The following is a 21,530-nucleotide window of genomic DNA, read 5'->3' as shown; positions in this document are numbered from 1 at the left end:
CGACGGCGAACAGAACCGGTTTGGCAGCAGCTGTCGGTCAGCGTTCGCTGGGAGCCGCTAGCGCAGCGCACCGACACTATCCCTTTGGCCATGTTGTCAAAAGTCGGGACTCAGCGTCCAATAGAACTACAGGTGTGGCGGGAGGGGCCAGCCACGCCCCAATCCGGCAAGCGCGACCACCATGACTGACGTCATCCTGCCCAAAACCATCAGCGTATTTCGCGAAGGCTACGGCCTTGGCCGCCTCAAGGCGGATGCGCTGGCAGGATTGACCGTTGCCATCGTGGCCCTGCCGCTTTCCATGGCCATTGCGATCGCCTCCGGCGTGACGCCGGACCGTGGGCTTTATACTGCGATCATCGGTGGTTTCCTCGTCTCGCTTCTGGGCGGCAGCCGCCACCAGATCGGCGGACCGGCCGGTGCCTTTATCGTTCTGGTCAGCACAACTGTTGCCACCCACGGAATCGACGGCCTGCTGCTCGCAACCGCCATGGCCGGACTGATGCTGATCGCCTGCGGCCTGCTGAGGCTCGGCGACTACATCAAGTTCATCCCCTATCCGGTGACCGTCGGCTTTACGGCCGGCATTGCCGTGATCATCTTCGCAAGCCAGATCGGCGAACTGCTGGGCCTGACATTCCCCGGTGGCGAACCCGGCCCTCTGGCCGACAAACTCGAAGCGATTGTCGCCGCCCTTCCGGCCTTCTCCCCCTCAGCCGCAGCAATCGCGGCTCTCACCATTGCCATCATCCTTGTCCTGCGCCGAACGCGACCAACCTGGCCGGGCCTGTTGATTGCGGTCATCGTCGCCTCGCTCGCCGCTGCACTGCTGCAGTTGCCGGTCGCAACGATCGGCTCGAAGTTCGGTGGTATTCCCTCCGGCCTGCCTCTGCCTTCCCTACCGACCATCACGCCCGAACTGGCGATCGCCGTTCTCCCGGATGCCATCGCGTTTGCGCTCCTGGGCGCGATCGAATCGCTTCTTTCCGCAGTCGTTGCGGACGGCATGACCGGACGGCGCCATCGGTCGAACACGGAACTGCTGGCACAGGGCGTTGCCAATATCGGCTCGGCGCTCTTCGGCGGCATCTGTGTGACAGGCACGATCGCGCGCACCGCGACCAATGTGCGAGCCGGCGCCACGAGCCCCGTCTCCGGCATGCTGCATGCGGCCTTCCTGCTTGCCTTCATGCTGATCGCCGCCCCGCTTGCCGCCTATATCCCGCTGGCAGCACTCGCGGGCGTGCTCGCCGTCGTATCCTGGAACATGGTGGAGAAATCGGCGATTGCGGCCCTCGTGCGCTCCTCGCGCGGCGAAGCACTCATCCTCGCCGTCACCTTCCTGCTCGTCGTCTTCCGCGACCTGACCGAAGGCATAGTGGTCGGCTTTTCGCTCGCCGCGCTGCAGTTCATCCACCACATGTCGAAGAACATTCGCGTGACCGCCGAAGGGCCGGAAAAACCGCTGGACGCAACAGACACGGCGACGGTCACCTATCGCCTGGACGGCGCCTTCTTCTTCGGCGCCGTGGCAGCGGCCGGCGCGGTGCTCGACCGCATCGGGGACGACCATCGCAACCTTGTACTCGACTGCACCGGGATCCGCTTCGTCGACACCTCAGGCGTCAATCTTCTGGCAAGCGTGATCCGCAAGGCCATCCGCCACGGCGTCGAGGTTTATGTTGTCACGGAACGCAGCGAGTTGAAGACGATGCTGCATCATCAGGAAATCCCGGAAACGGGCGTCCACTTCGTGAAAACACTCGCAGAAGCACGCGAAACCCTCGCCCATGGCCCGGCGCAAGGTCACGACTGAACCGATCAGGCTGCGGACCTTGATTCGGCGGAAGCCGATTCGGGGGAAGTTTCCGTCGCCTGGGGATGGTGCTGGCTCTCCGCAGGACAGTCCAAGCCGCCCCAGGTCACCCGGTTGCGCCCGGCCTTCTTCGAAACGTAGAGCGCCTTGTCGGCGCGCGCCAGGGCACGGGGGAAATCGAGCGGCCCGGAGGGTAGCGACGCCGCACCGATGCTGACGGTTATCGTCGGTAGCAGAACCTCATGGTGGACGATCATGCTGCTGACATGGATACGCAGAACATCCAAGAGATCCGGCTGACGCAGCACGACACTGGCCGGCAGATAGACGCCGAACTCTTCGCCACCAAGACGCCCGACGATGCCAGCTTCGGGAACCTCACGTGTTAAGAGGCGGGCGAGTTCCACCAGAACCGTATCGCCGGTCGCATGGCCGTAAGTATCGTTGACCTGCTTGAAATGATCCGCATCAACAACTGCGAGCACCGCACCTGGCGCTGAACCGCCCATATCGGCACGCGCCCGGGTGATGGCGTCGATAAACGCCCGTCTGTTGCGCAAGAGGGTCAGAGCATCGGTTTCGGAGGCGATCTTGTATCGGCGTGTGGCCCGTTCATGCACCATGGCAAAGATAGCCAATGCGGCAACCAGCCCCTGGAGGAAGAAGCCAAATGTCATGGCGCCATACCAGAATGGCGCATGCCCGGCGACGAGCTGCACCGGCTCGACGAACTGCATCGGGATACGGATGAGATAGGCGGCCCCATGCGTTCCAAAGGCGATGAGCGCGAGCATGCGAGCGGGAAGAGGTTCGCGACGCTGTCCCCGAAACAGGACCGGCATGATCAGGAACGAATAGCCCGAATAGAGGACGGAGGCGACGAAAATGCGGACGCCCAAGTCTGCGACAAATGTCGGCACGGCAAAAAGCGACAGCCAGACGATCCCGCCCGCCGCCGCAACCAAGCCAGCTCCCTTTCTGGTTTCGCCCTCGAAGGCAAGGCAACCAAGCCAGATCAGGCCAAGACTGAAAATCCCAAGCCCATTGCCGAGACCAAGCGCGATGAACGGCGGGGCCAGGTCGCGAAGGCTGACCAGAACCATGCCGAGCGCACCGGCCGAGAAACCCAGCGCCCAGAAACCCAGGGCTCGGTTGTCCCGCTCATGGGTCCAGAGCAGGGTCAGAAAGCCCGACACCATGATCAGCGTTCCCGCCAGGCAAACGGTAAGCGTCGGAATGTGAAAAACTTGGGCCAAGTCGCGAACCTCAAAGAGGACTTTGGCTTAGCACGCAAGGCTGAAGGAAATTGAAAAGTAATTGGTAAATCCCGATAATCTCAAACGAAAAAGGCCGGGCAACGCCCGGCCTCGATCATCCCGCAAATGCAATCAGATCAGGCGAGTGCTGCCTCGACAGCAGCAATCGCTGCCTCGGCCTCCGCACCATCCGGACCACCGGCCTGAGCCATATCGGGACGTCCGCCGCCGCCCTTGCCGCCGAGCGCGGCAGAGGCCACGCGCACCAGATCGACAGCGCTGAAACGGTCGGTCAGGTCAGGCGTGACGGAGACCACGGCGCTCGCCTTGCCATCTTCGGCAACTGCGATCAGGACGACGACAGCGGTCGCGAGATCGGCCTTCGCCTCATCAGCCATGCCCTTTAGATCCTTGGCGTCGATGCCAGCCAGGATGCGGCCGATGAAATTGATGCCGTTCACCTGCTTCGGTGCCTCGGCACCGCCCGATGCGCCGCCACCCATGGCGAGCTTGCGCTTGGCATCCGCAAGCTCCTTCTCGAGCTTGCGGCGCTCGTCGACGAGGGCCTCGACACGGGCGACGACGTCAGTCGGCTGAACCTTGAGCGTCGAAGCGAGCGTCTTCACGCGCTCGTCCTGCTCGGCGAGATAGGCGCGCGCCGCCTCACCCGTCAGCGCTTCGATGCGGCGCACACCGGCACCCACGGCGCTTTCGCCGACCAGACGAACCAGCCCGATATCGCCGGTCGCCGACACATGCGTGCCGCCGCAAAGTTCGGTTGAGTAGGACTTGCCGGCCTTCTCGCCACGCATCGCCGTTCCCATCGATACGACGCGAACCTCGTCGCCATACTTTTCACCGAACAGCGCCATGGCGCCCTCGGCAATCGCATCGTCAACCGCCATCAGGCGGGTGGTGACCGGTGCATTCTGGATGATGATCTCGTTTGCCATCTCCTCGACCACCTTCAGCTCGTCGGCCGAGATCGGTTTCGGATGCGAGATGTCGAAACGCAGGCGCTCGGGTGCAACGAGCGAACCCTTCTGGGCGACATGCGTGCCGAGCACTTCGCGCAGTGCCTCATGCAGAAGGTGGGTAGCGGAATGGTTCGAGCGCAACCGCGAGCGACGGGCATGATCGACGTTCAGCTGGACCGCGCCGCCGGCCTTGACCACGCCGTTCTGGACGGTCGCGACATGCACGAAGACGCCCTCGCCCTTCTTCTGGGTGTCGCTGACGGCAAGCGAAAAGCCTTCGCCGACGATCTCGCCGGTATCGCCCATCTGGCCACCGGACTCCCCGTAGAACGGCGTCTGATTGACGACGATCTGCACCTCGTCACCGGCGCTCGCCTGCTCGATGACCTTGCCATCCTTGACGACGGCCAGAACCTGGCCTTCGGCGGTCTCCGAGCTGTAACCCAAGAATTCGGTTGCGCCGAACTTTTCCTTGAGCTCGAACCAGACGGTCTCCTGGGCCTTGTCACCGGAGCCCGCCCAGCTGGCACGGGCTTCGGCCTTCTGGCGCTGCATGGCATCGTTGAAGCCGGTGAGGTCAACGCCGATACCCCGGCCGCGCAGCGCGTCCTGGGTCAGGTCGAGCGGGAAGCCATAGGTGTCGTAGAGCTTGAAGGCGGTCTCGCCGTCGAGGCTGTCGCCCTTGTCGAGGGTAGCCGTCGCATCGGACAGCAGCGTCAGGCCGCGCTCCAGGGTCTTGCGGAAGCGGGTTTCCTCGAGCTTGAGCGTCTCGGAGATCAACGCCTCGGCGCGCACCAGTTCCGGATAGGCGCGGCCCATCTGCTGCACGAGGACCGGCAGCAGCTTGTAGATGACCGGATCTTTCGCGCCGAGCAGCTGCGCGTGACGCATCGCACGGCGCATGATGCGGCGAAGCACGTAGCCACGACCTTCATTTGAAGGAAGCACGCCGTCAGCGATCAGGAAGGCGGACGAGCGCAAGTGGTCGGCGATGACGCGGTGGCTCGCGCGACGCTCGCCTTCGGCCTTCACACCGGTGAGATCGACGGAGGCGTCGATCAATGCGCGGAACAGGTCGATGTCGTAGTTGTCGTGTTTGCCCTGCAGGAGTGCCGCAACGCGCTCGAGACCCATGCCGGTGTCGATCGACGGCCGCGGCAGGTCGATGCGCTCTTCCTTCGTCACCTGCTCATACTGCATGAAGACGAGGTTCCAGATTTCGATGAACCGGTCGCCGTCTTCTTCCGGCGACCCCGGAGGGCCACCCCAGATGTGGTCGCCATGATCGTAGAAGATTTCCGAGCATGGACCGCAGGGGCCGGTATCACCCATCGCCCAGAAATTGTCGCTGGTCGGGATGCGGATGATCTTGTCGTCCGAGAGGCCGGCAATCTTCTTCCAGAGGCCATGGGCCTCATCATCCGTATGGTAGACGGTGACCAGCAGACGGTTGCGGTCAATGCCGAATTCCTTGGTGATCAGGTTCCAGGCAAGCTCGATGGCACGTTCCTTGAAATAGTCGCCAAAGGAGAAATTGCCGAGCATTTCGAAGAAGGTGTGGTGGCGCGCGGTATAGCCCACATTGTCCAGGTCGTTGTGCTTGCCGCCAGCGCGCACACATTTCTGCGCGGTCGCAGCCGTCGAGTAGGGGCGCTGCTCAAGACCCGTGAAGACGTTCTTGAACTGCACCATGCCGGCATTGGTGAACATCAGCGTCGGGTCGTTGCGCGGCACCAGCGGGCTGGAGGAAACGACCTCGTGACCGTTCGTCTTGAAGTAATCGAGAAAAGTCGACCGGATGTCGTTTACACCGCTCATGTCACGCCCTTCATTCAGGCCGGGAAGCCGGCCAATTTGCAAAATCAATGGCTTTTATCGCCCGGCTTCATCCCTGTCCAGCAGCCGAAACGAAAACCGGCCGCGTCTCGAAGGAAACGCGGCCGACACGATAGTCGAAAATGGAGGGCAGTTTACGCGTCGTCGGCAACATCACCGTCGTTGGCGTCGGGCCCGCCGTTCTGAAGGAATTTCTCCGCGATCAGTCCGGCATTCTGCCGCAGCGCCATCTCGATTTCCTGGGACACCGCAGGATTGTCGCGCAGGAAGAGCTTGGCGTTCTCACGCCCCTGGCCGAGACGCTGGCTGTTATAGGAGAACCAGGCGCCAGATTTCTCGACGATGCCGGCCTTGACGCCGAGATCGACGAGCTCACCGGTCTTGGAGACGCCTTCGCCATACATGATGTCGAATTCGACCTGCTTGAAGGGCGGCGCCATCTTGTTCTTGACGACCTTGACGCGAGTCTGGTTGCCGACGACCTCTTCGCGATCCTTGACAGCACCGATACGGCGAATGTCGAGACGCACGGAGGCGTAGAACTTCAGCGCGTTACCGCCGGTCGTCGTTTCCGGCGAGCCGAACATGACGCCGATCTTCATGCGGATCTGGTTGATGAAGATGACCATCGTCTTCGACTTGGAGATCGAGGCCGTCAGCTTGCGCAGCGCCTGGCTCATCAGGCGAGCCTGCATGCCCGGCAGGCTGTCGCCCATTTCGCCTTCGATTTCCGCACGCGGCGTCAGCGCAGCGACCGAGTCGACCACGAGCACGTCGATCGCGCCTGAGCGCACCAGCGTATCGGTGATTTCAAGTGCCTGCTCGCCGGTGTCCGGCTGCGAAATCAGGAGGTTCTGCAGATCGACGCCGAGCTTGCGGGCATAGATAGGATCAAGCGCATGTTCGGCATCGACGAAGGCGCAGATGCCGCCCTTCTTCTGCGCTTCGGCGATAGTCTGCAGCGCAAGCGTCGTCTTACCCGAGCTTTCAGGCCCGTAAATTTCAATGATGCGCCCCTTCGGCAGGCCGCCAATGCCGAGCGCGATATCGAGGCTGAGCGACCCCGTCGAGACCGTCTCGACTTCGACCACGCTCTCGTTCGCGCCGAGTTTCATGATCGAGCCCTTGCCGAACGACCGTTCGATCTGCGAGAGCGCCGCTTCCAATGCCTTGCTTTTATCCACCGATTTGTCCTCTACAAGCCGCAAAGAATTCTGTGCCATTTGATCCACCTTTAGGTTATTGAGGCCGCATAGGCAATGAAGCCGCCGATGGGGAATATGTACTCTTTTTGTTCTCATTTTGCAAGAGCAAGCCAAGCGGTTGAATTTCAATCGTTTTCGAGAGCGTGTTCGAATGATGTTCCGCGCGCCTGCACGAGTCCGCGCGTGGCGGGCGTAGCTGCTAAGTCAACGCGGCCGGGTAGCGGTTCGATTCGTGTTTCGACGATGCTGGAGGCATGCCCATGACGATCGAAATCCTGGCGATCGGCGGCGCCCATATCGACCGACGCGGCCGCATTTTTGCAGAGACGAAGCCGGGCGCCAGCAATCCCGGCCAATGGTTCGAGGAGGTGGGCGGCGGCGTCTTCAACGCGGCCTGCAATCTCTCCCGCTTGGGCCGCTCGGTCCGCCTGATTGCGCCACGCGGCGGCGATGCGGCAGGCCAGATGGTGGCGGATGCAGCCGAACGCGCCGGTCTCGACGACCAACCCGTGATGTTCCTCGATCGCGCGACCCCGAGCTACACGGCCATCCTGGAGCGCGACGGCAATCTGGTCATCGCCCTTGCCGACATGGCACTGTATGACGCCTTTTCAGCGCGGCGGATGCGGGCGCGATCGCTGCGCGACAGCCTGACCGAGGCAGATCATGTTCTGGCCGACGCCAACCTGCCGGCAGACACATTGACCGTTCTGGCGGCGACCTGCCATGCGGCCGGCAAGGGGCTGTCGGCCATCGCGATTTCGCCTGCCAAGGTGGTGAAATTCGCGCGCGCCCTGCCCTTGCTCACCCATCTTTTCATGAATGGTGCTGAGGCTGAAGCGATTGCCGGTCAGCGCCCCGAGCGGCCGGAGGACTGGCCGGACCTGTTGCGCGCCAACGGCTTGCGCGGTGGCAGCGTCACAAGCGGCAGCGGCCTAACCGTCGTCTTCGATGAGAGCAGCGTCGCCGTGATAGAGCCGAAGCCGCTCGAGCAGATCGCCGACGTCACCGGGGCCGGCGATGCCTTCGCCGCCGGTTTCCTGCATGCCCGCCTGTCCGGCGCGAAACTGGACGAAGCGCTCCGCCATGGCACGGCAAGTGCCGCGATCACGCTCGCCTGTCCCAATGCGACCGATGAAAATCTCTCCCCGGAAAAGCTTGCACGTCAGATGGCTCTTGTCGCGCCGGCCCGTTTCCTGTCATGAGACCCTGAATTTCTAACGGAAGATCCCCCCATGACCCGTTCCATCTCGCCCCTTCTGCCCATCACCTATTCGAGCGAAGTCAGCGCCGCCAAGCAGCGCGGCGCGCCGATCGTCGCACTTGAATCGACGATCATCACCCATGGCATGCCCTATCCGGGCAATCTGCAGATGGCCCGCAGCGTCGAAGACATCGTGCGCCAGCAGGGCGCCGTGCCCGCGACCATTGCCGTCATCAAGGGCGTGCTGCATATCGGCCTGGAACCGGCAGAGCTCGAGGCGCTGGCGCAGATGGAGCATGTGATGAAGCTCTCACGCGCCGATCTCGCCTTTGCGATCGCCGAGCGGCGCAACGGTGCGACGACCGTTGCAGCAACGATGATCGCCGCCTACCGCGCCGGTATCCATGTCTTTGCAACCGGCGGCATTGGCGGCGTGCACCGTGGCGCCGAAGAAAGCTTCGACATCTCCGCCGACCTCGAAGAACTGGCGCGCACGGCAGTGATCGTCGTTTCGGCCGGCCCGAAGGCGATCCTCGACATTCCGAAGACCTTGGAAGTTCTGGAAACGCGCGGCGTTCCGGTCGTCACCTATGACAGCGAAGACTTCCCCGCCTTCTGGTCGCGCAGCTCGGGCCTGAAGAGCCTGCTCAACCTGCAGAGCCCGGCCGCGATCGCCAATTTCCAGAAGATGCGCGACCAACTCGGCATCGATGGCGGCATGCTGATCGCCAATCCGGTTCCGGAAGGCGACGAGATCCCGCGCGAGGAGATGGAAATCTACATCAGCCGGGCGCTTGCCAATGCCGAACGCGACGAGATCGCCGGCAAGGCAGTGACACCATACCTGCTCGACAACATCTTCCACCTGACCGGCGGTCGCTCGCTGAAGACCAATATTGCGCTGGTCGAGAACAATGCCCGCCTTGCAGCCGAGATCGCCGTCGCCATGAACGGCTGACAGCCACACATCACGTGACAAGAAAAGAACCCGCCGGAGCGATCCGGCGGGATCTTTGTTTCAAGCACACTCCATAACTCTACGAACGCCTCAGCCTTCGCCATCCAGCATTTCACGCACGGCGACGGCCAGCTGCTTGAGCGAGAAGGGCTTCGGCAGGAAGCCGAACTTGGCGTCGGCCGGCAGATTGCGGGCAAAGGCGTCCTCGGCATAACCCGACACGAAGATGAACTTCAGATCCGGATATTTCTTGCGCAGCTCGGTGAGCAGGGTGGGGCCGTCCATCTCGGGCATGACGACGTCGGAGACGACGATGTCTACCGCCCCGTCGAGCTCTTCCATGATGTCGAGCGCCTCGACGCCGGAGCCGGCCTCATGCACGGTATAGCCGCGCGTCTCGAGCATGCGCTTACCGCCGCGCCGAACAGCCTCCTCATCTTCGACGAGAAGAACGACGGCCGACTTGCCTGTGAGATCAGGAGCATCCTGCGCCTCAGCCTTGGCACTGGCCGTCGCAACCGTGATCGTGTCACCGCTGACTGAGGCCAGGACCTGGCCTTCGGCCACCGGCTGAACCTCGGGCACGTGGCGCGGCAGGAAGATGCGGAAAGTCGTCCCCTTGCCGACCTCGGACTCGGGATAGATGTAGCCCCCGGACTGCTTGACGATGCCGTAGACCATTGCAAGCCCGAGGCCCGTACCCTTGCCGACTTCCTTCGTCGTGAAGAAAGGCTCGAAGATCTTGTCCATGATCTCGGGCGCAATACCGGTGCCGGTATCGGCCACCTCGACCAGCACCATGTCTTCCGACGGCAAACCGCGATAGCCAAAACCTTCGGCCTGCTCGGCAGTTATGTTGTGTGTCGAAACGGTGATCGAACCGCCATCGGGCATCGCATCGCGCGCATTGACGCAGAGGTTGATGAGAACCTGCTCGAACTGCGACAGGTCTGTTTTCACCGGCCACAGATCGCGACCGTATTCGACCTTGAGCTTGACGTTCGTGCCCGAAATCAATCGATCGACCAGCATTCTGAGGTCGCCGATCACATCGGTGAGGTTCAAGACACTCGGCCGCATTGTCTGCTTGCGCGAGAAGGCAAGCAGCTGGCGCACAAGCACCGCCGCACGATTGGCGTTGCGCTTGATCTCCATGAGGTCGGCGAAGCTTGCATCCGACGGCCGCGCCTGCAGAAGCAGGTGGTCGGAGGACAGAAGAATGGCCGTCAGCACGTTGTTGAAGTCATGCGCGATGCCACCGGCGAGCGTCCCCACCGCGTTCATCTTCTGCGTCTGCGCCATCTGCGCCTCAAGCGCCTTCTGGTCGGTCACGTCGACGGCATAGACGATCGCCGCCTCTTCCGGCGCCTCGTCGCTCTGGTCGATCACGGCGTTCACGTAGAAGCGGAAATGCCTGCTGTCATTTGTCGGATGGCGGCTGTCGATCGGCGAGATGTCCACCTGTCGGTCCATGGCGGCGGCGAGCGCGCCCCGGAAGCCTTCACGTTCGCTCTCGTGCAGAACCACCTCGATCAGCCCGTGCCGTTCGATCTCGTCCCGCGAGATGATATCGGCAAAGAGTTTCATGAACGGGGCGTTGGTCCTCAGGATCCGGCCCTCGCCGTCGACAGAGGCGATCGCCATCGGCGTATTGTTGAAGAAGCGGGTGAAGCGCATCGAAGCGACCGAATCGGACTGGTCGCCGTTCTCGCTCTGGCTCCGCGCAAGCACGATCGACCGGCTTTCACCTGGCGCACCATCGCGAGCGGCGCGGACGCGGTGCACGAGGCGCACGGGCAGGCTCTGGCCGTTCACGCGCCTGAGATCGAGGTCGACGGTTTCCGTGCGAGCCTGGCCCGGTTCGGCCTGCACCGAATCGATCAGCGCCATGCCTTCCCCGGCCACGAGATCCGAGATCGTCATCGAGCCCGGATTGAACTGGGTAAGATCGACACCCAGCCATTCGGCGAGCGTCGCGTTGAGATAATAGATCTCGCCCTTGCGGCCGGCGGAGAAGAAACCGGCGGGGGCATGGTCGAGATAATCGATCGCGTGCTGCAATTCCTTGAAGAAGCGCTCCTGATCGTCACGTTCGGCGGTGATGTCCGAAATCTGCCAGACATGCAGCGGCTTGCCACGTCCTTCACCCGACAACAACCGCGCCTTCAGCCGGTACCAGTGTGCACCCGAGCCGTTGACAGTCTGGTTGCCGAGCGGCTTCAGCAGCCGGAACTCCTCGTAGCTGTCGCGCCCCTCGCGAAGACCATTGGTCAGGCGGTAGAGCGCCTCGCTCGATTCCCGGTAGCGCGATAGTAGCGCTTCGAGCGTCTGCACCTCCGTTGGCTTGCGCGCGCCGGTCATCGTGCCGTAGGCCACGTTGGCGAAGACAATGCGGCCTTCGCTGTCGGTAATCAGCGTGCCATCCGGCTGGCTTGCGAGGAAACGGCGCGCAAGCGTGTCGCTGTTCGACTGCGGCATGACCTCGATGAAACCGATCACCGCGGACACGATGAAGAAGATCCCCATCATCGCAAGGATGCCGAGAACGCCAAGCACAACCTGATTGTCGAGCTGGTCGCGGAAAAAGATGAAGGCGGCGGACGCCGCGATCAGGGCAAGGGCGAGCAGCAGGATGCGCAACGCCATGCCGACGCCATTACGGCGATCGACCAGCGGGCCGTCTCCATCTCGATCATACTGCTTTCGTGTCATTGATGCCTCTTGCCTAAGCGCACGGAAGATCCGACCTAGCGAGAATCGGCGCTCCCACCTGTTTATCAATATGCCGTAGCTGCAAAAAGCAAAGAAAGGGCCATACGGCTCCGCCCAGCCGCTCCCCCACAGGAATGCCGCAATCCTGGCCGATCTTGCCCGACCTTCCGCCCCCGGCGACAGGGGCGCGGTCGCACGCAAGATTGCGGAAGGGGCCGTCTTCTGCCAGAAAGCCAGTCAAAAGGAGCACGCACATGCTGGATGACCTGATCTCGGCCTATGGCAATCGTTTTCTCGTGGCGGCACTCGGCGTCAGCCTCGCTCTGCTCTGCCTGTTCATCGTGCTCTGGATTCTGCGCAACCGGGCTCCCTCGCCTTTTGTGCGTGGCGGCCGCAACCGCCAGCCCCGGCTGCAAGTGCTTGATGCCGCAGCCGTCGACACTCGCCGCAGGATCGTGCTGGTCCGCCGCGACAATGTCGAGCATCTCGTGATGATCGGTGGCCCGACCGACATCGTGATCGAAAGCGGTATCGGCGACGAACGTCCCTATCTCAGCGCAAGACCAATCCAGCCCCAGGCTTTGGCCGAGCAGCAGGATTTACCCAAACCCGCTGCTCAACCGGCGCTCGTCGCGACCGAACCGGCCGCACCGGCCATCGCATCCCCCGCTGTGGCATCGCCTGCCATTGTGGCCAATGGCGCAGCAGAAGCGCCGGCCAGACGCCCTGTGGCCGCGGAAACGCCCCGGCCCGCAACCGTTTCTCCGCCGGCCGATCCCCAGCCCGCGCCCGCGCCCACGCCTGTGGTCGAGCAGCGTCGTCAGCAAGCGGCACCTGTGCGCGGCCCCGAACCTGCCGTCGAGAACGTGGTGACAGCAGCCCCGGTGGCAGCAGTTGCGGCCGCCGCAGCGCCCCCCATAGCGGCTGCGGCCGTGACCACCGCAAGAGGCCCGGAGATGGCGCCTCCCGTTCGGGTCCAGTCGCCCGCAATGGAACCGATCGCGCGCCCTGAACCGCCTGTCGAGCCGTCAGCAACCCAGCCGACCGCAAGCCTTGAGCCGATGATGGTCGCACCCGCGCCAACCGCAACCGCTTCTGCCGCCGTCGAACAGGTCATGCGCCGCAATGAGCCGATGCTCGACAGGGGTGACAGCCCCTCGGAGGCCAAGACGAGCGGCACGCCTCCGATTGAAGCTTTCAGGGTTGAGCCGGTCGAGCCGATCACGAGGAACGAGCTTGATGCCCCGAAGGTCGAGGACGTCAGGGTCGGACCGCAAGCGGCAGGGCCAACCGTCATCGATGCGCCCGCCGCAGCAGATCTGCTGGAAGCGGCACGCCAACGGGTTCTTGTGCCGGCTCAAGCTCCCGCAACCTCCCGTCTCGTGGAACCGGAACGTTTTGAACCGCAGGTCGAAAGCGAGGCTTCTGGCGTACCGGCCGAACCCGAAGCGCGCGACATGAGCGATTTCGAGCGCGTCCTCGAAGAAGAAATGGCTCTGCATCTGGCCACGGACCCGGCGCCGCAGCCGGCGCCTCAAACGCCGCAGATCCTGCCAGAAACCCGCGCCGACCGCCCGCGCCCGCCGATTGCCGCCATTTTGTCGGAAGCAAATCGCGCAACTGCCGCAACACCCAACGCCCCACAGCCGGCTCCCGAACCCAATCTGCAGAACGAGATTGCCCGGATCTTCGGCGAGATGTCGGCCAGCCGAAATCCGTGACGGGTTACGGCTCTGGCATCAAAGCATGCCGCAAAATCGAAAAGACCCGCCAATGGCGGGTCTGAACTCGTTCGGAAGATTTACCTGAGGCTATGACCTCACTCGTCGCGATAGACCTTTTCGCGGCGCTCGTGCCGTTCCTGTGCCTCGATCGACAGCGTCGCAATCGGGCGGGCATCCAGACGCTTCAGACCGATCGGCTCACCGGTCTCTTCGCAGTAGCCGTAAGTCCCGTCATCGATCCGCTGCAGTGCCGCGTCGATCTTGGAAATCAGCTTGCGCTGCCGATCACGGGCTCGCAGTTCGATGGCTCTGTCGGTTTCTGAGGAAGCCCGGTCTGCAAGATCAGGATGATTGGCGCTCTCTTCAGCCAGGTGGTCGAGCGTCTCACGCGCTTCGCGCAGGATGTCGTTTTTCCAGGCGATCAGCTTTGCCCTGAAATAGGCCCGCTGATTGGCGTTCATGAACTCTTCGTCCTCCGAGAGCACATAATTGCTAAGATTGATCTTCTCACTCAACGCGATTCTCCTGAAGAACATCTCAATGGGCGGGTGTATATCCTTTCAAGGCAACCGGTTCAAGCCTTCTGACTGTTTCAAAGCCATTTTTAAATCTGTTACATTTTTCATCTAAACTTCTATTTTTTAAGCATAAATTGCTTGCATCCAGACGGCCGATACATAGCATTCCGCCACGATAGGCTGATGCGGGCTTCAATGCGGCATGGTTGACGGCAAGGCCTAAGAACCGGTAGGTCAATTCTCAAGCTCCATCGCATGTGGATACCTCAAGGATGACGCCCTCCATTCAGCTTCCCCAGCGCATCTATCTGCTGCGTCACGCAAAATCCGGTTGGGCCGAGCCCGGCGGTCGCGATTTCGACCGCAGCCTTTCGGATGCCGGCTTCGCCGAAGCGGAAATCCTGGCGGAAACAGCAGCCGACAGGGGCTATCGCCCCGATCTGGTGATATGTTCGACGGCCAAGCGTTGCCGACAGACGGCAGAGGCGATCAACCGCGTCTTCTCCGGCCTCGTCGAGTTTCGCTATGTCGACGCGCTCTACAACGCACCCGCCGAGGCCTATCTCGAAATCGTCAGCTCGATCCGTGGCGTCGAGGCCTTGATGCTAGTCGGCCACAACCCGGCCATTGAGGAAGTCTTTGCGCGGCTGTGCGGAAACGACGTCATGGCCCGCACCGTGCCAGAGGGCTATCCGACCTCTGGCCTCGCAGTGGTCGACGCGATCAGCGAGGAAGCCTATGCGCTTCGGGACTTTCTCGTCGGCTGACCAGATCAGCCGAGACGCGTAGGTCGCCTCTTTTTTGCGCTGCACGCCCCGCCTATATGTAGTGAAATGGCGTTGACGGCCGCGTGCCGCCGGCAAGCCATACCCGCCACAGTCTCTGCAGGACGATGCCTTGCCCCCTTCCCTCACCAGCCTGACCGACGAAGCCGCGATCGCATTCGACAATCTCGCCGACCGCGCCGCCCATCTGGTCAATCCCACAATCCGGCTCGGTGTGACGGGATTGTCGCGGGCAGGCAAGACGGTCTTCATCTCGTCGCTGGTTCACAATCTCCTGCATGGCGGTCGCTTGCCGCTGTTCGAGCCGCTCCGTTCCGGGCGCATGATCGGTGCAGCTCTGCAGGAGCAACCCGATGACGCCGTGCCGCGTTTCCAGTACGAGGATCACATCCGCGCACTGGTGGAGGAGCGGGTGTGGCCGGACTCGACCCGTGCGATCTCGGAATTGCGCCTGACGATCGAGTACAAGAGCGCCAGCACCTGGAACCGGATGCTGTCTTCGGGGAAGCTGTCGATCGACATCGTCGACTATCCCGGTGAATGGCTTCTCGACCTGCCCTTGCTGGGGCAGGACTACAGGACATTTTCCGAAAACACGGTGAGCCTCGCGGGCTCCGGCGTTCGCGCAGAACTGGCGCGTGAATGGCTGGCGCTCGCAGCTGCGGTGGATCCCGATGGGCCGGCCGACGAAATGGTGGCAAAACGGCTGGCCGAAACCTTCACCACCTATCTGCGGCTCTGCAAGTCGGATGAGCGCTCCCTTTCGACGCTTCCGCCGGGGCGCTTCCTGATGCCGGGCGACCTCGACGGCTCGCCGGCCCTGACCTTTGCCCCGCTCCCCGTTTTGCCGGAAGGCCGAGCGCCGAAGGGTTCGCTGCGGGCGATGATGGAGCGCCGCTTCGAGGCCTACAAGACCGTCGTGGTCAAACCCTTTTTCCGCGAGCACTTCGCCCGGCTCGACCGCCAGATCGTGCTGGTCGATGCCCTCCAGGCGATCAACCGCGGCCCCGAAGCGGTCCAGGATCTCGAACGGGCGCTCGGCGACGTGCTCGCCTGCTTCCGCGCAGGATCGAACAACATGTTGACGGCCCTCGTGCGCCGCCGGATCGACCGGGTGCTGGTTGCCGCCACCAAGGCGGACCACCTGCACCATGAAAGCCATGACCGTCTTGAGGTTTTGACGAGACGCCTTGTCAACCGCGCCATCAAGACGATCGGCATGAGCGGCGCCGGCATCGAGGTCATGGCGCTGGCCTCCGTGCGAGCGACCCGTGAAGCGAATGTGAAGCAGGACGGCCACGACCTCCCTGTTATCGTGGGCACCCCCATGGCCGGCGAGCGCATCGGCGACGAACTCTTCGACGGCAAACGCAAGACGGCAGTGTTTCCCGGCGATCTGCCGCGTGATCCGGAAGCCTACTTCCGCTCGGTCGATGAAAACGACGCCTCCGCCGCCCTGCCCGATCTCAGCATCGTGCGTTTCAGGCCGCCCGAACTCGATGAGAAGCAGGGTATCACCTTGTCCGTGCCGCATATCCGCCTCGACCGGGCGCTGCAATTCCTGCTCGGAGACCGTCTCGCATGAAGAAACCGACCGTACCTCCGACCGGCCCGTCTTCGTCATCCCACTCTGCCCCCCAGAGGCGGCCGGCGTCCTTCACCGTCGAGCCCGAGGCACCACGCACCCGCACGGCCGAAAATCGTACGCCGCGCAGCTTTGCCGGCGACGTTGTCATCGTGCCTGACGACCAGGACCCCTTCATCGCCGCAACCGAGACCCTGCCCGAAGTGCCCGTCGCTGCACCGCGCCGCAAACGTTTCTCCTTCGCCAAGCTTGCGACCGGAGCCTTCGGGCTCCTCCTGTCGCTCGCCTTCGGCCTTTGGGTTGACCGCCTGATCTCGGATCTCTTCGCCCGGGCAGACTGGCTCGGCTACCTCGCGATAGGCGCACTGGCCATCGGGCTTCTGGCCTTGATTGTCGCCGTCGGACGCGAGTTGGTTGGGCTCTGGCGCCTCGATACTGTGCAAGACCTCAAGGTTGAGGCGGAAGCAGCAGCCGAGAGCGGCAAGCGCAAGCAGGCAGCCACGGTGGTGAAGAAATTGACCGCACTCGTCGCACATCGCGCCGAGACCGCACGCGGTCAGAAGACGCTCGCCGCCGTCGAGGACGACATCATCGATGCACCGCAGCTGATCGAACTTGCCGAACGGGAACTGCTGTCACCCCTCGATATCAAGGCGCGGGCTCTCATCCTGAACGCCGCCAAAAGGGTTTCGGTCGTCACGGCCGTCAGCCCTCGCGCGGTGGTCGACCTCGCCTATGTTCTCTTCGAAGTGGTGCGCCTCGTCCGCAGCATGGCGGATCTCTATGGCGGACGCCCCGGCTCGCTCGGCATGCTGCGGCTGCTCCGCGACGTCTTTGCCCATCTCGCGGTCACCGGCTCCATCGCCATCGGCGACGGCCTCGCCCAGCAGGTGCTGGGCCATGGCCTCGCGGCGCGCCTGTCGACCCGCCTCGGTGAAGGGGTAATCAACGGCCTGATGACGGCCAGAATCGGCATCGCCGCCATGGATCTCTGCCGGCCCTTGCCGTTTCGCGCAGCCAAGCGTCCCGGCATCGGCGACTTCATCGGTGACCTGACGCCGTCGATGACGGGCAAGGATGAAACCAGGGCCGGGTGAGGCAGACGGGCCACACCCGGGAAACCAGTGTGTTTTGCCGATTGTCGAGCACCCGATTTGAGGGTATTGGCAAGGATGCATTAACCATTTTTCCGCTAGGGTCTTCGCGGGGTTTCTGGTTTCTCGTACCAAGGCAAATCGATGTTCTCTCGCTCCTCGACATTCGGCCGTTGCGCCGCGATCCTTGCCGTTGCCGCACTCGTGCCGGTCACGGTCGCTGATGCTGCTTCGCGCGACAAGCGCTTCTTCGAATCCGTCGCCGGATCCTGGAAGGGCCCGGGCGAGATCGTTGCCGGCAAATACAAGGGCACCAAGTTCACCTGCAATCTCATCGGCCTGCCGGCCGAGGGCAAGGAAACGGGGCTGAAGCTGGACGGCACCTGCCGCGTCGGCATGTTCAGCCAGCCGATGTCGGCCGTCATTTCTCAGGCCGGCGGCAGCTACAAGGGCCAGTTCCTGGACGGCGCAGACGGCAAGGGCCTCGACATCGTATCGGGCCAGGTCACCGGCAACCGCGCTGTCATGGGCATCAATCGCGCCAAGCTGAACGGTGCCATGGTCGCGCGCCTGGAAGAGGGCGATGCAATGAACATCACCATTTCAGTGAAAGTAGAAGACCGGATGATCCCTGTCATCGGCCTCAAGCTGAACCGTCAGGCAACCGCCATGGCCGAGAACGACTGATCTGCCAGTTAACCTTCGGCTAGAAGTTCAACCGCGCCACCAGGCGCGGTTTTCGTTTGCAACGGCAATACCCGTCCGATCGACATCCGCGAGCCAGTCAGCGACCACCCGATCCTTGACCGGAAGCTGCGGATCGATGTCGGCGAGCGGCATCAGCACGAAAGCGCGCTCTGTCATGCGCGGATGCGGGATCTTCAGATGCTCGGCATCGATCATGCGCCCAGCAAAGGTCAGAATGTCGATATCGATGGTCCGCGGCCCCCAGCGCTCGACGCGCACGCGTTTCATTGTCCGCTCGATCTCAAGACAGGCGGCGAGCAGTTCCTGCGGCTCGAGAAGCGTCTCGACCGCTGCACAGGCATTGTAGAAATCGGCCTGATCCGTCTTGCCCCAGGCAGGCGTGCGATAGAGCCTCGACACGGAGGTCACGCGGCAATCGGACCGCTGGTCGAGCCGGCGCAGCGCTTCGGCCATCGCCGTGACGGGATCGCCGACATTGCCACCGAGACCCAGTGTGGCGGCCTGCCAGCGCTTAACTTCTGACTTGTTCAACGCTCACCTGCACATGGTCAAGGATGCCGGCGATCGGCGCGCTCGGCTTGCGCACCGTGATCCGGCAGCGCAGCATTTCAGGGAAACGGTCGAGCAGTCCGCGCGCAATGGCCAGCGCCAGCGCCTCGATCAACTGCCGGCGGCTGCCGGTGACGATGTCGCGGATCACCTCGAAGGCAATGCCGTAATGCACGGTCCCATCGAGCGTATCGGTCTCTGCGGCAGCAATCGCGTCCACGTCGAACTCCGCATCGACGAAGAAACGCTGTCCAAGCACCCCCTCCTCCGGGAAAACGCCGTGATGGGCGAAGAAAGCGCAATTCTTCAGGGTGATGGTGAAAACACCGCTCATGCAGTCTTATCCTTCCTCGCAGCAATCCGCCGCTCGGTTGCGAGCATAGCATCGGCCATGATCAGGGCATCCCGGTTGATCGCGACATTGTGCACCCGGAAAACGGAGGCGCCCTTCAAGCGAAGCGCAACAGTCGTCGCCGCAGTTGCCACATCCCGGTCGGCGGCATCCCGGCCGGTCAGCGCACCGAGAAAGCGTTTGCGCGACGTCCCCGCCAACAGCGGCAGACCGAAGTCGTGCAGTTCCTCGAAGCGGGCGATGAGTTCCATGTTCTCCTCCGGGCTTTCCTTGGCGAAACCAAAACCCGGATCGAGCACGATTGTTTCCAACGCAACACCGGCCTGCGCGGCAATCCCAAGAGAGTGCTCGAGAAAGTGCCGCTGATCGGCAATCGGATCGGAGAGTTTCTCGCGGCCGCGGCCGGTATGCATGATGCAAAGCCCGGAGCCATGTTCCGCCGCGACCTTCGCAATCTCGGCTTCCCGCTGCAGGCCATGCACGTCGTTGATGATATGCGCGCCGGCCTCGACGGCCGCTTTTGCGGTGGCCACTCGATAGGTATCGATGGAAATGAGCGCGTCGGTCTGCTCTCGGAGCGCTGCGATCACCGGGATGACCCGGGCGATCTCCTCTTCGACGCTGACTTCGGCCGCACCCGGGCGCGTCGATTCACCTCCGATGTCGAGGATCACGGCACCTTGATCGACACACGCCAGCGCGTGCCGCACGGCCGCATCGACGGTATTGTGCAGACCGCCGTCGGAAAAGGAATCCGGCGTCACATTGACGATGGCCATGAGTGCGCCGCGCTCGACGAGGTCGAGTGTGCGACCGTGCCCTACGCGCCAAATTGTATGCTCAACTATGGCCACCCGACCTTCGAACCCCTCGACGGAAAAGCATGAAGCTGCGATAGTGCAGACCGGGTTGGCTATGCCCCAAGGGCGCGGCGAATACAACATTGCGGAAAAAAGAATGAAGCACTCCCGCCGTCTTCGGGCCGCCGTGATCATGGCAGTCCTGACCGGCATATCCCTGCCGCTTTCGGCCAGCGCGGACGTCGTCGTCCAGAAGTCCATTACCTACTTTCAGATCGGCGGCCGCACGGCAGCCGAACTCGATGCGGAACTGTCGCGCAAAGGGCCCTTCACCCAGGCGAGCGGAAGTCGCCACCCCGGCGCCACCCAGATACGCTTCGGCGGCGACCTCACCTACACACGACGCGGAACCCGTTGCGCAATCGATGATGTGCGCGTCACTGTCGAAACAAAGCTCATCCTGCCGCGCTGGAAGAACCGCAAACGCGCATCCACCGAGATGGCGCTGTTGTGGGACGCACTGTCGGCCGACATCAAGCGGCACGAGGAGCGTCATGCCGAAATCGCGCGCCAGCATGCAAAGCTGCTCGAACAGAGGCTGATGAAGCTGCGACCGGAACGCAATTGCGAGATCCTGCAGGATCGGGTCGCTGTCGTCACCGACGACGTGACTGCATCCCATGACGCAGCACAGATGCGATTCGATCGTGTTGAAGCGAAGAATTTCCAGGATCGCATGCTGCGGATCCTGCGCTACCGTCGCGAAAGCCAGGAAAATCAGTAGAAATCACCCCTGACTTCCAAGGGGAAGTGTTGCTGCAAGGCTTCGGCTTGCACGAAGCTTGCGACATGGCCTGTGAATAACCGGCTATTTCTCGGCGTGGCCCTTGATACAAATCTGAAATATAAGTGTCATCGAATACGTTGCATGAGCGTAAGCGATTTCCCCGTTCTCCCGGCGCGTCCTGGTGCCACAGGTGCTTCCTCCCTCGCCTGGTTGGCGATGCGCCCCCTTGCCCCGCTTTCGTGAAAACGAAAGCGGGGCTTTTTTGGGCGGGTAGCGCTGACAGAAGTGCTCAGCCCTGGCGCTCGGGCACGTGAACGACGAGCCCCTCCAGAGCCGCCGTCACCTTGATCTGACAGGAAAGTCGCGAAGTTGGGCGCACGTCGACGGCGAAATCCAGCATGTCCTCTTCCATGGCCGACGGCTGGCCGACCTTTTCTGACCAGGAATCATCGACATAGACATGACAGGTGGCACAGGCGCAGGCACCGCCACATTCGGCATCGATCCCGGGGACCGAGTTGCGGACGGCGTTTTCCATGACCGTGGAGCCGTCGGCTGCCGCGATGTCAAAACGTGTGCCGTCAAATGCGATGATGCTGATGTTTGCCATGAGTTCCTGTCCAGACTTCGCCTTGTGAAAACCGGCGAAGTCATCTCCCAAATC

At 62.7% G+C, this 21,530-nt stretch carries 19 protein-coding genes; 9 read left to right on the top strand and 10 right to left on the bottom strand.

Annotated elements, in window-relative coordinates; genetic code table 11:
• Positions 1 to 181: 181 nt before the first annotated feature.
• Entirely contained in the window at positions 182 to 1,816 is a 1,635-nt protein-coding gene (locus BSY240_RS01900; protein WP_069041232.1) for a SulP family inorganic anion transporter, read from the top strand.
• 5 nt (positions 1,817 to 1,821) lie between these two features.
• Here the strand turns inward: BSY240_RS01900 and BSY240_RS01895 are convergent, their stop codons facing one another.
• The 3 genes from BSY240_RS01895 to recA form a co-directional block, all read right to left on the bottom strand.
• The gene (locus tag BSY240_RS01895) at positions 1,822 to 3,072 is read right to left on the bottom strand and encodes a GGDEF domain-containing protein (RefSeq protein ID WP_236759302.1); all 1,251 of its coding nucleotides are present in this window, start codon (positions 3,070 to 3,072) and stop codon (positions 1,822 to 1,824) included.
• 137 nt (positions 3,073 to 3,209) lie between these two features.
• A complete protein-coding gene (gene alaS, locus BSY240_RS01890) occupies positions 3,210 to 5,867 on the bottom strand; it encodes an alanine--tRNA ligase (RefSeq protein WP_069041231.1) in 2,658 nt (885 codons plus the stop codon).
• Between the two features lie 152 nt (positions 5,868 to 6,019).
• Positions 6,020 to 7,108, bottom strand: coding sequence for a recombinase RecA (recA, locus tag BSY240_RS01885; RefSeq protein WP_054149777.1), 1,089 nt, complete (start codon positions 7,106 to 7,108; stop codon positions 6,020 to 6,022).
• 242 nt (positions 7,109 to 7,350) lie between these two features.
• On the opposite strand from recA, the gene BSY240_RS01880 reads away from it, so the two are divergent.
• Both BSY240_RS01880 and BSY240_RS01875 read left to right on the top strand, forming a co-directional pair.
• Positions 7,351 to 8,295, top strand: coding sequence for a carbohydrate kinase family protein (locus tag BSY240_RS01880; protein WP_069041230.1), 945 nt, complete (start codon positions 7,351 to 7,353; stop codon positions 8,293 to 8,295).
• Positions 8,296 to 8,325: 30 nt separating this feature from the next.
• Positions 8,326 to 9,252 carry a pseudouridine-5'-phosphate glycosidase gene (locus BSY240_RS01875; protein WP_054149779.1) on the top strand — a complete coding sequence of 309 codons (927 nt, stop codon included), beginning with the start codon at positions 8,326 to 8,328 and terminating at the stop codon, positions 9,250 to 9,252.
• Positions 9,253 to 9,342: 90 nt separating this feature from the next.
• Here BSY240_RS01875 and cckA read toward each other — a convergent pair whose 3' ends face one another.
• Positions 9,343 to 11,964, bottom strand: a complete 2,622-nt coding sequence (cckA, locus tag BSY240_RS01870; protein ID WP_069041229.1) for a cell cycle histidine kinase CckA — start codon at positions 11,962 to 11,964, stop codon at positions 9,343 to 9,345.
• Positions 11,965 to 12,218: 254 nt separating this feature from the next.
• On the opposite strand from cckA, the gene BSY240_RS24300 reads away from it, so the two are divergent.
• Positions 12,219 to 13,685 carry a flagellar biosynthetic protein FliO gene (locus BSY240_RS24300; RefSeq protein ID WP_069041227.1) on the top strand — a complete coding sequence of 489 codons (1,467 nt, stop codon included), beginning with the start codon at positions 12,219 to 12,221 and terminating at the stop codon, positions 13,683 to 13,685.
• Positions 13,686 to 13,783: 98 nt separating this feature from the next.
• Here BSY240_RS24300 and dksA read toward each other — a convergent pair whose 3' ends face one another.
• The gene (gene dksA / locus BSY240_RS01855) at positions 13,784 to 14,203 is read right to left on the bottom strand and encodes an RNA polymerase-binding protein DksA (protein ID WP_006726101.1); all 420 of its coding nucleotides are present in this window, start codon (positions 14,201 to 14,203) and stop codon (positions 13,784 to 13,786) included.
• A gap of 22 nt (positions 14,204 to 14,225) precedes the next feature.
• Positions 14,226 to 14,444, bottom strand: a complete 219-nt coding sequence (locus tag BSY240_RS23885; RefSeq protein ID WP_150127371.1) for a hypothetical protein — start codon at positions 14,442 to 14,444, stop codon at positions 14,226 to 14,228.
• A gap of 34 nt (positions 14,445 to 14,478) precedes the next feature.
• Between BSY240_RS23885 and BSY240_RS01850 the strand changes: the two genes are divergently transcribed.
• The 4 genes from BSY240_RS01850 (at position 14,479) to BSY240_RS01835 (ending at position 18,357) form a co-directional block, all read left to right on the top strand.
• Positions 14,479 to 14,973: a SixA phosphatase family protein gene (locus BSY240_RS01850; RefSeq protein WP_069041226.1), complete on the top strand. Its 495-nt coding sequence runs from the start codon at positions 14,479 to 14,481 to the stop codon at positions 14,971 to 14,973.
• 130 nt (positions 14,974 to 15,103) lie between these two features.
• On the top strand, positions 15,104 to 16,576 hold the full coding sequence (locus tag BSY240_RS01845) for a YcjX family protein (protein ID WP_069041225.1): 1,473 nt from the start codon (positions 15,104 to 15,106) through the stop codon (positions 16,574 to 16,576).
• Positions 16,573 to 17,673 (top strand): YcjF family protein, encoded by a 1,101-nt coding sequence (locus BSY240_RS01840; RefSeq protein ID WP_069041224.1) that lies wholly within the window; start codon positions 16,573 to 16,575, stop codon positions 17,671 to 17,673. The genes BSY240_RS01845 and BSY240_RS01840 overlap by 4 nt, the downstream gene beginning before the upstream one ends.
• A 141-nt stretch (positions 17,674 to 17,814) precedes the next feature.
• Positions 17,815 to 18,357: a hypothetical protein gene (locus tag BSY240_RS01835; RefSeq protein WP_054151005.1), complete on the top strand. Its 543-nt coding sequence runs from the start codon at positions 17,815 to 17,817 to the stop codon at positions 18,355 to 18,357.
• A 27-nt stretch (positions 18,358 to 18,384) separates the two neighbouring features.
• Here BSY240_RS01835 and folK read toward each other — a convergent pair whose 3' ends face one another.
• From folK to folP, 3 genes are read right to left on the bottom strand one after another with little or no spacing between them, the layout of a single operon-like run.
• On the bottom strand, positions 18,385 to 18,831 hold the full coding sequence (gene folK / locus BSY240_RS01830) for a 2-amino-4-hydroxy-6-hydroxymethyldihydropteridine diphosphokinase (RefSeq protein ID WP_236759349.1): 447 nt from the start codon (positions 18,829 to 18,831) through the stop codon (positions 18,385 to 18,387).
• A 58-nt stretch (positions 18,832 to 18,889) separates the two neighbouring features.
• Entirely contained in the window at positions 18,890 to 19,261 is a 372-nt protein-coding gene (gene folB / locus BSY240_RS01825) for a dihydroneopterin aldolase (RefSeq protein WP_054151007.1), read from the bottom strand.
• Positions 19,258 to 20,133: a dihydropteroate synthase gene (gene folP, locus BSY240_RS01820; protein WP_069041222.1), complete on the bottom strand. Its 876-nt coding sequence runs from the start codon at positions 20,131 to 20,133 to the stop codon at positions 19,258 to 19,260. The genes folB and folP overlap by 4 nt, the downstream gene beginning before the upstream one ends.
• Positions 20,134 to 20,236: 103 nt before the next feature.
• Between folP and BSY240_RS01815 the strand changes: the two genes are divergently transcribed.
• Positions 20,237 to 20,863, top strand: coding sequence for a DUF922 domain-containing Zn-dependent protease (locus BSY240_RS01815; protein ID WP_054151009.1), 627 nt, complete (start codon positions 20,237 to 20,239; stop codon positions 20,861 to 20,863).
• Between the two features lie 292 nt (positions 20,864 to 21,155).
• Here BSY240_RS01815 and BSY240_RS01810 read toward each other — a convergent pair whose 3' ends face one another.
• Positions 21,156 to 21,476: a 2Fe-2S iron-sulfur cluster-binding protein gene (locus BSY240_RS01810; RefSeq protein ID WP_054151010.1), complete on the bottom strand. Its 321-nt coding sequence runs from the start codon at positions 21,474 to 21,476 to the stop codon at positions 21,156 to 21,158.
• Positions 21,477 to 21,530 lie beyond the last annotated feature (54 nt).

This window comes from Agrobacterium sp. RAC06, assembly GCF_001713475.1.
In the GTDB taxonomy this organism is placed as follows: Bacteria; Pseudomonadota; Alphaproteobacteria; order Rhizobiales; family Rhizobiaceae; genus Allorhizobium.
Note: the sequence above shows the minus strand (reverse complement) of the source record. Positions and strands in the feature narration are given on the sequence as shown.

What these genes read in the sequence shown, in the direction of transcription:
- BSY240_RS24300 (WP_069041227.1), top strand. Translation starts at nt 12,219, where the DNA reads ATGCTGGATGACCTGATCTCGGCCTATGGCAATCGTTTTCTCGTGGCG.
- folB (WP_054151007.1), bottom strand. Translation starts at nt 19,261, where the DNA reads ATGAGCGGTGTTTTCACCATCACCCTGAAGAATTGCGCTTTCTTCGCC.
- BSY240_RS01900 (WP_069041232.1), top strand. Translation starts at nt 182, where the DNA reads ATGACTGACGTCATCCTGCCCAAAACCATCAGCGTATTTCGCGAAGGC.
- folK (WP_236759349.1), bottom strand. Translation starts at nt 18,831, where the DNA reads ATGGCCGAAGCGCTGCGCCGGCTCGACCAGCGGTCCGATTGCCGCGTG.
- recA (WP_054149777.1), bottom strand. Translation starts at nt 7,108, where the DNA reads ATGGCACAGAATTCTTTGCGGCTTGTAGAGGACAAATCGGTGGATAAA.
- cckA (WP_069041229.1), bottom strand. Translation starts at nt 11,964, where the DNA reads ATGACACGAAAGCAGTATGATCGAGATGGAGACGGCCCGCTGGTCGAT.
- BSY240_RS01810 (WP_054151010.1), bottom strand. Translation starts at nt 21,476, where the DNA reads ATGGCAAACATCAGCATCATCGCATTTGACGGCACACGTTTTGACATC.
- BSY240_RS01875 (WP_054149779.1), top strand. Translation starts at nt 8,326, where the DNA reads ATGACCCGTTCCATCTCGCCCCTTCTGCCCATCACCTATTCGAGCGAA.
- BSY240_RS01835 (WP_054151005.1), top strand. Translation starts at nt 17,815, where the DNA reads ATGTTCTCTCGCTCCTCGACATTCGGCCGTTGCGCCGCGATCCTTGCC.
- alaS (WP_069041231.1), bottom strand. Translation starts at nt 5,867, where the DNA reads ATGAGCGGTGTAAACGACATCCGGTCGACTTTTCTCGATTACTTCAAG.
- BSY240_RS01850 (WP_069041226.1), top strand. Translation starts at nt 14,479, where the DNA reads ATGACGCCCTCCATTCAGCTTCCCCAGCGCATCTATCTGCTGCGTCAC.
- BSY240_RS01840 (WP_069041224.1), top strand. Translation starts at nt 16,573, where the DNA reads ATGAAGAAACCGACCGTACCTCCGACCGGCCCGTCTTCGTCATCCCAC.
- BSY240_RS01815 (WP_054151009.1), top strand. Translation starts at nt 20,237, where the DNA reads ATGAAGCACTCCCGCCGTCTTCGGGCCGCCGTGATCATGGCAGTCCTG.
- BSY240_RS01880 (WP_069041230.1), top strand. Translation starts at nt 7,351, where the DNA reads ATGACGATCGAAATCCTGGCGATCGGCGGCGCCCATATCGACCGACGC.